The following is a 10,971-nucleotide window of genomic DNA, read 5'->3' as shown; positions in this document are numbered from 1 at the left end:
CAACGTGAATGCCGCACGCTTGCCGACCATCGCCAGCAACGGAAACGGCCAGGCGCTGATCAAGGTGAGCCAGACCAGATAATTCAGCGGCGCCACGCCAAGCTTCAGCGCCTGACCGTCGATCCAGGTGTAGCAACCAATGCACAGCCCAATCAGCCCCACTACCGGCAACATCGACCACGGCAAACGATCACCGCCGCCGCCCTGCCACAGCAGACAGACCATGCCGCACGTGATCAACAAAATACCAAGAACTTGCTGAGTACTGAGCGGCTCTGCGGCAAACACCAGCGTCAGCGCCAATACCACCAAGGGTGACAACCCACGCATCAGCGGATAAACCAAACCCAGATCGCCCACTCGGTACGCCCGGATCAGCAGCCCACGATAAAACAGCTCGAACAGTGCCGAGGCCACCAGCCAAGGCCAGATTTCAATCGGCGGCGGCGAAACGAAGCCCACGGCAAACAAGGCCAGTACGAACGCGACAATGTCCATGCTGGCGATCACCAGCAAGCGCTCGCCACTGAACTTGATCAAGGTGTTCCAGGTGGCGTGCAGCACTGCCGCGATCAGCACCAGAGTTGTCGCCAGCACGTCATCCCCTCATGAGCCGGCACAGTCTGCCAGGCAGTTACGTTACGGCTTGCGCGAGCGACCGTCCGCCTGCGCAGATCCGAGCAAGACGCCACAGACTACACACCCGGAACCGGTGCCTGCCACTCGCATCGTATCCAGCGCTTGCCCTGCGAACGTGATTGGCTAAGATGCCAGCAACGCCAGCCCCCGCTGGCCGTATTTCAACGCTCTGGAGCAGGCATGGCTAGCGACGAGGACACTGCGAACACGGGCGCAGCACCGATGATCCCTGAGCAGCGCCGGGAGTCGATGCTGCGTCAGTTACGCAAGCACCAGGTGCTTAGCGTGCATCAATTGGTGGAGATGTTCGAGTGTTCGCACATGACCATCCGCCGCGACATCGCTCTGCTGGAGCAAAGCGGACGCGCGTATTCGGTGACCGGTGGCGTGCGTATCGCAAGCCAGGTTCACAGCGAACCCAGCCATCAATCCAAAGCGGTAGTCGAGCTGCCACAAAAGCAGGCAATGGCGCGACTGGCTGCGGGGTTACTGCACCCTGAAATGACCGTGTACCTCGATGCAGGGACTAGCACGCTGGAGATCGTGCCGCACATCGTGGCGCTGTCTGGCATGACGGTGGTGACCAATGATTTTGGCGTGGTCAGCGCGCTGGCCGACGCCACGCATGTGGATGTGATCCACACTGGCGGTTTGCTGGATCACCCCAACCTCTCCTGCGTGGGCGGACTCGCTGCCGCGACATTGCGCCAACTGGCGACCGATGTGGCGTTCATGTCCACCAGCTCATGGGATCTACAGCGCGGCACAACCACGCCCTCGGCACTCAAGGTCGAGGTTAAGCAAGCGGCGATGCAATCTGCTTCACGTTCGGTGCTGCTGACCACCAGCTCAAAATACGGCACGTTCGGCATGTACAAAGTCGCAGGACTTGAGCAGTTCGACGTGATCATCACCGATGAAAACCTGGCCGAAGCCGCAGCAGACGCAATCCGTCGCCAGGGTGTGGAGTTGTTATTGGCGTCGGTGGGCGGAACACACTGAGCGTGTACCCAGGCGCGTAGATTTCACGACTGCTGCGCAGCCGATCGCGGGCAAGCCACGCGCCTATGTCTGCGGCAGAAGCAGGCTTGCGACACGATTGGCGTTGATTCTGGACCGAGGGTCCGTAGGAGCGTGGCTTGCCCGCGAGCTGGTGCGAAGCGCCAGTAAAGAACGTCTGCAGCATCAGGTCATGAGTTAGCCCCAGTTCCATCTGGCGCATTTTTTCGCCCGTAAATTTACGTCGATGTTAATTATTGTGAATAAGAAAAAATACTTCACATTATTTGATCACTGGTTCAGTATCCTTTTCACAAATTCGCCCCTTCGAGCACCGGCGTGACGAGCTTCGGTGCAACCCGAGGAAAGCAATTCATGAATAACAAGAATGTCGGCGTGATCGGTTTAGGCGCCATGGGTCTGGGTATTGCACGCTCCTTGCTGCGCAACGGGTTCAATGTGCATGCCTGTGACGTGCGCGCAGTCGTCACCGAACAGTTCGCCAGCGAAGGCGGCGTGGCTTGTGACTCCCCTGCGGCCATGGCCTTGCTCTGCGATGTGATCGTGACCGTTGTGGTTAACGCCGAACAAACCGAAACCGTGCTCTTTGGCGACAAAGGTGCCATCGCCGCCTTGCGCCCCGGCTGTCTGGTCATTGGCTGCGCCACGGTTGCTCCAGGCTTCGCCGTCGAGCTGGGTGAACGCCTCGCCAAACAACATCTGTTTTACCTGGATGCCCCGATCTCCGGCGGCGCCGCCAAAGCCACCGCAGGCGAAATGACCATGATGACCTCAGGCCCAGCGGATGCCTACGCCAAGGCGCAGGCAATCCTCAATGGCATGGCCGGTAAGGTCTATCGTCTGGGCGACACACATGGTCTGGGCTCGAAAGTCAAAATCATCAACCAGTTGCTGGCCGGCGTACACATCGCGGCCAGCGCCGAAGCTATGGCTTTGGGCCTGCGTGAAGGCGTCGACGCCGATGCCCTATACGAAGTGATCACCCACAGTGCCGGCAACTCGTGGATGTTCGAAAACCGTGTGCCACACATCCTCAAAGGTGACTACACGCCGCTGTCGGCGGTGGACATCTTCGTCAAGGATCTGGGTCTGGTACTGGATACCGCCCGCGCCAGCAAATTCCCGCTGCCGCTGTCCTCCACCGCGCACCAGATGTTCATGCAGGCGTCCACTGCCGGCTTCGGCCGGGAAGACGACTCGGCTGTAATCAAGATTTTCCCGGGGATCGAACTGCCCGTCACCAAGCCAGACTCCGTCTGAGGAACCCACAATGAGCACAACCCTGCGCCCCTTGCTGGGCTGCATCGCCGATGACTTCACCGGCGCCACGGACCTTGCCAACATGCTGGTGCGCGGCGGTATGCGTACGCTCCAGAGCATTGGCATTCCGAATGCCGACGTATTGGCCGACCTGGATGCTGACGCCATCGTCATCGCGTTGAAATCGCGCACTATCCCGGCTGCCGAAGCGGTAGAAGAGTCGCTTGCGGCTCTGCACTGGCTGCAAGCGCGTGGCTGCGAGCAGATTTTTTTCAAGTATTGCTCCACCTTCGATTCAACCGCTGCGGGCAACATTGGGCAGGTCAGCGAAGCGCTGCTGGCAAAACTAGGCAGCGACTTCACCCTGGCTTGCCCGGCGTTCCCGGAAAACGGCCGGACGATCTTCCGCGGTCATTTGTTCGTGCAGGATCAACTGCTCAACGAATGTGGCATGCAGAACCACCCGCTGACGCCGATGACCGATGCCAATTTGGTGCGCGTGTTGCAATCGCAAACCCGGTTAAAGGTCGGATTGCTGCGCTATGACAGCGTTTCCCAGGGCGTGGAAAAAGTCCGCGCGCGCATCGCAGAGCTGCGTGCAGAAGGCGTGAACATGGCCATTGCCGACGCGCTGTCGGACGCTGATTTGCATACCCTCGGCGCCGCTTGCGCCGATCTGCCACTGCTGACCGGCGGCTCGGGCCTGGCGCTGGGTCTACCGGAGAATTTCCGCAAGGCCGGTAAGCTGCGCGATGTCGATGCGGCGAAACTGGAAGACATCAGCGGCGGCGAAGTGGTGCTCGCAGGCAGCGCTTCTGTCGCCACCAACGGCCAAGTTGCGGCATGGCTTGAAGCCAACCGCCCTGCCCTGCGCGTTGATCCTTTGGCGCTGGCCGAGGGCAAACCTGTGGTTGAAGAGGCATTGGCCTTCGCCCGCGATGCCTCGCAAACCGTGTTGATCTATGCCACCAGTTCGCCAGAAGAGGTCAAAGCCGTGCAGCAAAAGCTCGGCGTCGAACGCGCAGGTGCCTTGGTCGAAGAGGCGCTGGGCCAGATTGCTCACGGCTTGCTACAGGCTGGCGTACGTCGTTTCGTCGTTGCAGGCGGTGAAACCTCAGGTGCAGTGGTTCAAGCCCTGGGCGTGCAACTGCTGAAAATCGGCGCGCAGATCGATCCAGGGGTGCCAGCGACTCAAAGCACTGGCGCTCAACCGTTAGCACTGGCACTCAAATCCGGGAACTTCGGTAGCCGCGACTTCTTCAGTAAAGCCCTCAAGCAACTGGCGGGAGGTGCGCAATGAGTGCCGAGAACACGCAGCGCGAAGAGATCTGCGACATTGGCCGATTGCTTTATGGCCGTGGCTACACAGTGGGCAGCGCCGGCAACATCAGCGCTCGGCTGGATGACGGCTGGTTGATCACACCGACCGACGCGTGCCTGGGGCGCCTGGACCCAGCCACCATCGCCAAGGTCAATCTGGCAGGGGAATGGGTGTCTGGCGATAAACCGTCGAAGACCCTCGCCCTGCATCGCCAGGTCTATGACCGCAATCCGGAAGTCGGCGGCGTGGTGCATACCCACTCCACGCATTTGGTGGCGCTGACGCTGGCGGGCGTCTGGCAACAGAACGATATCCTCCCGCCGCTCACGCCTTATCAGGTGATGAAGGTCGGCCACATTCCACTGATTGCCTACGAGCGTCCGGGCTCGCCGAAAGTCGCCGAACAGATCGCGCAACTGGCTAACCGTGTACGCGGCGTAATGCTTGAGCGTCTCGGCCCGGTGATTTGGGAAAGCTCAGTGGCCAAAGCCTGTTACGCCCTGGAAGAGCTGGAAGAAACCGCTCGCCTGTGGCTGATGAGCAATCCCAAACCACAGCCTCTGGGCGCAGCGGCGCTGGAAGAACTGCGCCAAACGTTCGGCGCGATCTGGTAATCGGGCGTATGGCCTGAGCCCGATCGCATGGATACCGCAACTTGCGCACCTGGACATTGCTGGTCACTGTGGCTTTCTATCACCACCCTGCCGCTCTGGCCTTTCGCCTGACTTTTGAGAACAGGAGTTACCATGCCTCGTTTCGCCGCCAATCTCAGCATGATGTACCCGCAACACGAGTTTCTGGCCCGCTTTTCAGCCGCCGCAGCGGACGGATTCAAAGGCATCGAGTACCTGTTCCCCTACGATCACCCGGCAGCACAAATCAAACTGCGGCTGGACGACTTCGGGCTGACTCAAGCGCTATTCAACGCGCCACCGGGGGATTTTTCCAAGGGCGAGCGAGGCATTGCATCATTGCCGGGGCGTGAAAGCGAGTTTCGCAGTGGCTTTCAAAAAGCACTTGAATATGCCGCCGTGCTGGGTAACGACCGTATTCATGTGATGGCGGGGCTACTGCCCAGTGAAGACCTGCGCCAGCAGCATCATGCGGTCTATCTGGAGAACCTGAGCTATGCGGCGCACGAGGCAGCCAAAGGTGGCGTAACGGTGCTGATCGAGCCGATCAACACCCGCGACATCCCGGGCTTTTTCCTCAATCGTCAGGATCAGGGCCAAGCGGTGCGCAAGGAAGTAGGCGCGGATAATCTGCTGGTGCAGTTCGACTGCTACCACTGCCAGATCGTCGAGGGCGATGTGACCACCAAACTGCGTCGCGACTTCGCCGGCATCGGCCACATCCAGATCGCCGGCGTGCCGGATCGGCATGAGCCGGATATCGGTGAAGTGAACTATCCATGGCTATTCGAAGAGATTGACCGATTGGGTTACACCGGCTGGATAGGCTGTGAATACCGGCCCAAAGGCGACACCAGCGAGGGGCTGCAATGGTTGCGCGATTGGCAGACGCGCAATCCGGCGGTTTCCGGTTGAAACGTGATTCCCATAGGCGCGTGGCTTGTCCCGCGATCGGCTGCGCAGCAGTCGCGAATTCAAAGCCCTCGGCGTACCTGAACCACCGCATCGGCAGGTTTTACTGCCGCTGCGCGTCAGGTCGCGGGGCAAGCCGCACTCCTACATGAATTGCACCCGTACAACCGCCCATCCACTGCCGCTGTACATCTGTAGAAGCGTGGCTTGTCCCGCAATCGGCTGCGCAGCAGTCGCGAATTCAAAGCCTTCGGCGTACCTGAACCACCGCATCGGCAGGTTTTACTGCCGCTGCGCGTCAGGTCGCGGGGCAAGCCGCACTCAGGTTTGTATCCATCATGAATGTTATGCGTGGCGTCAGATCTCCAGGTTGATCGCCTCTTCCTTGAACTGATCCTTCACGTAGGTAATTTCAGTCTTGCCATGTGGCGCGGGCAGGCCGTCTTCGCCCAGATTCACGAACACCATCTTATCGACCGTCAGGATGCTTTTGCGGGTGATCTTGTTGCGTACCTGGCAGGTCAGGGTAATCGAGGTGCGGCCAAAGTCCGTCGCTGTAATACCCAATTCGATGATGTCACCCTGACGCGAAGCGCTGACGAAGTTGATCTCCGAGATGTACTTGGTTACCACGCGCTGATTGCCCAGTTGGACGATGGCGTAGATCGCTGCCTCCTCGTCGATCCAGCGCAACAAGCTGCCGCCGAACAGCGTGCCGTTGGGGTTGAGGTCTTCGGGTTTTACCCATTTGCGGGTGTGGAAATTCATGTGTACTCCTGACCGTCTGCCATTTGATGACGAGCATAGTGTCAGACGCCGCGATTTACCTCCATGGACCATCGTCTATAGCCGCGATGATCGCTCGTCATCTACGTGAAAGAAGCGCTTGGGCTAATACGCGAGCACGGATATAATCGCCCCCGCTTCAAAAAACGGTCATCACCCCTTGATACCGTTTTCCCGCCACCTGTCCGAGGGGCGCTGCAGCAGGTCAACCCTGTCAGGCTCGGATGGGGCGTTGCTTGATCAGGCTCTTGCTGGCCGATCAAGCTTTAAACGCACAACGGCGCCCATTCGCACCCTACGAATGGAGACTCTTTATGAGTGCTGTACTGACGCCCAACGATTTCAACGACTATAAAGTCGCCGACATTTCCCTGGCTGCCTGGGGTCGTCGCGAAACTATCATCGCTGAATCTGAAATGCCTGCCCTGATGGGCCTGCGTCGCAAATATGCGGGTGAACAACCGCTCAAGGGCGCGAAGATCCTCGGCTGCATACACATGACCATTCAAACCGCCGTACTGATCGAAACCCTGGTTGCCTTGGGTGCCGAAGTTCGCTGGTCGTCGTGCAACATTTTCTCCACTCAGGACCAGGCTGCTGCGGCCATCGCTGCTGCCGGTATCGCGGTTTATGCCTGGAAAGGCGAAACCGAAGAAGAATACGAGTGGTGCCTTGAGCAAACCATCCTGAAGGATGGCGCGCCTTGGGATGCCAACATGATCCTCGACGACGGCGGCGACCTGACCGAGCTGCTGCACAAGAAATACCCGGCAATCCTGGACCGCGTCCACGGCGTTACCGAAGAGACCACCACCGGCGTTCACCGCCTGCTGGACATGCTGGCCAAGGGCGAGCTGAAAATTCCGGCCATCAACGTCAATGACTCGGTGACCAAGAGCAAGAACGATAACAAATACGGCTGCCGGCACAGCCTGAACGATGCAATCAAGCGCGGCACCGACCACCTGTTGTCCGGCAAGCAAGCGCTGGTCATCGGCTACGGTGACGTGGGCAAGGGTTCGGCTCAGTCGCTGCGTCAGGAAGGCATGATCGTCAAGGTGTCCGAAGTCGATCCGATCTGCGCCATGCAAGCCTGCATGGACGGTTTCGAACTGGTTTCGCCTTTCATCGACGGCATCAACGATGGCAGCGAAGCAAGCATCGACAAAGCGCTGCTGGGCAAGATCGACCTGATCGTGACCACCACCGGCAACGTCAACGTTTGTGATTCGAACATGCTCAAGGCGCTGAAAAAACGCGCCGTGGTGTGCAACATCGGTCACTTCGACAACGAAATCGACACCGCTTTCATGCGCAAGAACTGGGCATGGGAAGAAGTGAAGCCACAGGTACACAAGATCCACCGTACCGGTGCCGGCTCGTTCGATCCGCACAACGATGACTACCTGATCCTGCTGGCCGAAGGCCGTCTGGTAAACCTGGGCAACGCAACCGGTCACCCAAGCCGCATCATGGACGGTTCGTTTGCCAACCAGGTTCTGGCGCAAATCTTCCTGTTCGGTCAGAAGTACGCCGATCTGTCGCCCGCCCAAAAAGCCGAGCGTCTGACCGTAGAAGTGCTGCCTAAAAAGCTTGACGAAGAAGTCGCCCTGGAAATGGTTCGCGGTTTCGGCGGCGTCGTGACCAAGCTGACCAAGACCCAGGCCGATTACATCGGCGTGACCGTCGAAGGCCCGTTCAAGCCGCACGCGTATCGTTACTGATTGATTCAGGCACGTCCGCTCCCCTGTAGGGGCGGACTCGTCCGCGAACGGCTGCAAAGCAGTCGTAAAACAGCGTTGCGCGATCTTGCAGACACGCCAGATCTTTCAGCCTCTCTTGAAGGTCGTTTCGACCTTTTCGCGGACAAGTCCGCTCCTACAGGTTTTGGCGCACGCCTTTTGAGTTTCAAAGGATATTGTCATGTCCCAAAACCGTAGCTTCAGCTTCGAGTTCTTCCCCACGAAGACCGATGCTGGGCATGAAAAACTGCTGAACGTGGCTCGCCAACTGGCCAGCTACAATCCCGATTTCTTCTCCTGCACCTACGGCGCAGGCGGCTCGACGCGTGACCGCACGATCAACACTGTGCTGCAACTGGAAAAAGAAGTGAATGTTCCGGCTGCGCCGCACTTGTCGTGTGTCGGTGACAGCAAGGCCGATCTGCGTGGCCTGCTCGCGCAGTACAAGGATGCCGGTATCAAGCGCATCGTCGCCCTGCGCGGCGATCTGCCTTCAGGTATGGGCATGTCCAGCGGCGAACTGCGTTACGCCGCCGATCTGGTGAGCTTCATTCGTGAAGAAACCGGCGATCATTTCCACATCGAAGTCGCCGCTTACCCGGAAATGCACCCGCAAGCGCGCAACTTCGAAGACGACATCAACAACTTCGTGCGCAAGGCCCAGGCCGGCGCCGACAGCGCGATCACTCAGTACTTCTTCAACGCTGACAGCTATTTCTACTTCGTCGACCGCGTGCGCAAGCTGGGCGTGAACATTCCTATCGTGCCGGGCATCATGCCTATCACCAACTACAGCAAGCTCGCTCGTTTTTCCGACGCATGCGGGGCCGAAATCCCACGCTGGATTCGGAAACAACTGGAGGCCTACGGTGACGATTCGCCAAGCATCCAGGGATTCGGTGAACAAGTGATCACAGAGATGTGTGAACGCTTGTTGCAAGGCGGCGCGCCAGGATTGCATTTCTACACGCTGAACCAGGCGCAGCCTAGCCTGGCAGTGTGGAACAACCTCAAACTGCCACGCTGACTGACACAGTTTCCCGTTTGGTCAGCCCCGTCACAATCAGGCAACGTTTCATCGGTAGGTTTCGTTAAGCGAGGCCTGCCGACGCCTTAATTGAGACGGATATCCAGCAGTTGACTTTCACCCGTACTTTCGCTCGACGCCCACAACTCGTGTACTTGGTCTTTGGTGCCCAGACATACCATCAAGAGGCTGTGTTTAGCATTGCCAGCGCACTCGCCGGAATGCGAGACACCCCCGAACAAGCCCTGGACATCCAGGTATTCACCGACACCCCCGAACCCTATCGCCGATTACCCGTTCGCCTTCGACGATTCGATGCCCAGACACGCCGGACCTGGAGCGGCCCTCACGGCTATCACTTTCGCTGCAAGCAAGTACTGATGCGCAAAGTGCTGGAAGAATCCGACAAGGCCGTGCTGATCGATACCGATACGTTTTTTCACCAAAACCCAATGAAGCTGTTCGAGCGAATAGAACCGGGCAAACTGCTGTGCAATGCGCTAACCACACGCTACGACGCCTGCAAGCAGACGACTCTCTATACCGCGCTGGCCAGCATCCTTGCGCAACGGGGCCTGGCGGACGACAGCATGCCTCTGCTGAACTCGGGAGTTATCGGCCTGACACGCGAGGATGCGGACATTCTCGATCGCTCTGTCGAGATGATGGACGAGTTTTACCCAATAACCCCTGGCGCAATCACTCTTGAAGAGTTCTGTCTGGCCGTCGCGGCGTACCGCACAGTGGAAGTCAACGAGTGTCCTGACCTGATTCACCACTACTGGAGCCGTAAACAGCTGTTCCGTGCCAAAGTGTGCGCGTGGATCAACAAACATGGTGACAATCCCACCCATCCGCATGGTCTGAACGACACACGCAACGTGACCGCACACTTGCCCCGCCCTGACGCCTGGCAACGGCTGATACACAAGGGCGCAACGATGGCGGTACCGAAGGATCAACGCCAGTTTGTACGTGAGGTTCTGTACGGCTGCTGCGACTACTCCAACGAATTTGATCGCGCCTGCTCGCATGTCTGGTGGGAAAAAGCCGTCGGTAATGCCGAGCAACGCCTACAACAGCCGCTTTCAGCGCCGCAACTCCAACAATGGCTGGATCACTGGGCAGTGCGCAAGATGCTCGGCCAACGGCATAAGGATGTTTGCCAGCACTTGCTTGAGCCCCTTAAGCATCGCTAACCCGTTGGCCCGAGACTCTCTCGGCCCTCTTCCAACGAGGCTGCGGTGCAAACAAGCGCTTTTCTTTGTCCGGCGACCGACGTAATCTCGGTCCACGACTGTAACAAGCGCGCCCATTGATTCACGGGCTGGACACTCAGGTGAAATCCAGATCGCTTCGCCGGTACGTAGACTGACACGGCGCAGATGCCAGGAGCAGGCCAAAAGCCGTTGAGCAGCATGAATGCTGCGTGTGGTGATTGCTCTGTTATACTCCGGCGTCCCCGCCAGGCTTACGCCCGGATGCTCGGTCTTGCAGAAAGCACTCGATCACACCAGCAGCGCATTTTTTCCCGCGCTCATGTCACGAGTTGAACTTAAAGATCCGACAGTACCGGACGGGATTGCGCCATCTCAACGCACATTCGCGCCGGGTAGATTATTCCCCTTTGGG

10 protein-coding genes and 1 riboswitch are annotated in these 10,971 nt (G+C 58.7%); of the genes, 8 read left to right on the top strand and 2 right to left on the bottom strand.

All coding sequences use genetic code 11. The annotated features are described in order from the left end of the window. Positions 1–597: EamA family transporter (locus VGC62_RS06300; protein WP_331186209.1), on the bottom strand; the 597-nt coding region annotated here is incomplete at its 3' end. Between the two features lie 222 nt (positions 598–819). Between VGC62_RS06300 and VGC62_RS06295 the strand changes: the two genes are divergently transcribed. The 5 genes from VGC62_RS06295 to otnI all read left to right on the top strand — a co-directional run bounded on the left by VGC62_RS06295 (position 820) and on the right by otnI (position 5,787). After that, positions 820–1,641, top strand: coding sequence for a DeoR/GlpR family DNA-binding transcription regulator (locus VGC62_RS06295; protein ID WP_331186208.1), 822 nt, complete (start codon positions 820–822; stop codon positions 1,639–1,641). A 372-nt stretch (positions 1,642–2,013) separates the two neighbouring features. Continuing rightward, the gene (gene ltnD, locus VGC62_RS06290; RefSeq protein ID WP_331186207.1) at positions 2,014–2,919 is read left to right on the top strand and encodes an L-threonate dehydrogenase; all 906 of its coding nucleotides are present in this window, start codon (positions 2,014–2,016) and stop codon (positions 2,917–2,919) included. A gap of 10 nt (positions 2,920–2,929) precedes the next feature. Beyond that, on the top strand, positions 2,930–4,219 hold the full coding sequence (otnK, locus tag VGC62_RS06285; protein WP_331186206.1) for a 3-oxo-tetronate kinase: 1,290 nt from the start codon (positions 2,930–2,932) through the stop codon (positions 4,217–4,219). After that, positions 4,216–4,854 carry an aldolase gene (locus VGC62_RS06280; RefSeq protein ID WP_331186205.1) on the top strand — a complete coding sequence of 213 codons (639 nt, stop codon included), beginning with the start codon at positions 4,216–4,218 and terminating at the stop codon, positions 4,852–4,854. Before otnK ends, VGC62_RS06280 begins: the two co-directional genes overlap by 4 nt. Before the next feature lie 132 nt (positions 4,855–4,986). Then, positions 4,987–5,787 (top strand): 2-oxo-tetronate isomerase, encoded by an 801-nt coding sequence (gene otnI / locus VGC62_RS06275; RefSeq protein ID WP_331186204.1) that lies wholly within the window; start codon positions 4,987–4,989, stop codon positions 5,785–5,787. 354 nt (positions 5,788–6,141) lie between these two features. Here otnI and VGC62_RS06270 read toward each other — a convergent pair whose 3' ends face one another. Next, positions 6,142–6,552, bottom strand: coding sequence for an acyl-CoA thioesterase (locus VGC62_RS06270; RefSeq protein ID WP_331186203.1), 411 nt, complete (start codon positions 6,550–6,552; stop codon positions 6,142–6,144). A 199-nt stretch (positions 6,553–6,751) separates the two neighbouring features. Further along, positions 6,752–6,863, top strand: a riboswitch (S-adenosyl-L-homocysteine riboswitch). Between the two features lie 21 nt (positions 6,864–6,884). On the opposite strand from VGC62_RS06270, the gene ahcY reads away from it, so the two are divergent. From ahcY to VGC62_RS06255, 3 genes are all read left to right on the top strand, one after another. Then, a complete protein-coding gene (ahcY, locus tag VGC62_RS06265; protein WP_331186202.1) occupies positions 6,885–8,294 on the top strand; it encodes an adenosylhomocysteinase in 1,410 nt (469 codons plus the stop codon). Positions 8,295–8,493: 199 nt separating this feature from the next. Next, a complete protein-coding gene (gene metF / locus VGC62_RS06260) occupies positions 8,494–9,339 on the top strand; it encodes a methylenetetrahydrofolate reductase [NAD(P)H] (protein ID WP_331186201.1) in 846 nt (281 codons plus the stop codon). Between the two features lie 221 nt (positions 9,340–9,560). Continuing rightward, positions 9,561–10,538: a hypothetical protein gene (locus VGC62_RS06255; RefSeq protein ID WP_331186200.1), complete on the top strand. Its 978-nt coding sequence runs from the start codon at positions 9,561–9,563 to the stop codon at positions 10,536–10,538. Positions 10,539–10,971: the final 433 nt, after the last annotated feature.

The organism is Pseudomonas sp. (genome assembly GCF_036404235.1).
In the GTDB taxonomy this organism is placed as follows: domain Bacteria; phylum Pseudomonadota; class Gammaproteobacteria; order Pseudomonadales; family Pseudomonadaceae; genus Aquipseudomonas.
This window is presented reverse-complemented; position numbering and strand designations above follow the sequence as displayed.

What these genes read in the sequence shown, in the direction of transcription:
- VGC62_RS06255 (WP_331186200.1), top strand. Translation starts at nt 9,561, where the DNA reads ATGCGAGACACCCCCGAACAAGCCCTGGACATCCAGGTATTCACCGAC.
- ahcY (WP_331186202.1), top strand. Translation starts at nt 6,885, where the DNA reads ATGAGTGCTGTACTGACGCCCAACGATTTCAACGACTATAAAGTCGCC.
- VGC62_RS06270 (WP_331186203.1), bottom strand. Translation starts at nt 6,552, where the DNA reads ATGAATTTCCACACCCGCAAATGGGTAAAACCCGAAGACCTCAACCCC.
- otnI (WP_331186204.1), top strand. Translation starts at nt 4,987, where the DNA reads ATGCCTCGTTTCGCCGCCAATCTCAGCATGATGTACCCGCAACACGAG.
- metF (WP_331186201.1), top strand. Translation starts at nt 8,494, where the DNA reads ATGTCCCAAAACCGTAGCTTCAGCTTCGAGTTCTTCCCCACGAAGACC.
- VGC62_RS06295 (WP_331186208.1), top strand. Translation starts at nt 820, where the DNA reads ATGGCTAGCGACGAGGACACTGCGAACACGGGCGCAGCACCGATGATC.
- otnK (WP_331186206.1), top strand. Translation starts at nt 2,930, where the DNA reads ATGAGCACAACCCTGCGCCCCTTGCTGGGCTGCATCGCCGATGACTTC.
- ltnD (WP_331186207.1), top strand. Translation starts at nt 2,014, where the DNA reads ATGAATAACAAGAATGTCGGCGTGATCGGTTTAGGCGCCATGGGTCTG.
- VGC62_RS06280 (WP_331186205.1), top strand. Translation starts at nt 4,216, where the DNA reads ATGAGTGCCGAGAACACGCAGCGCGAAGAGATCTGCGACATTGGCCGA.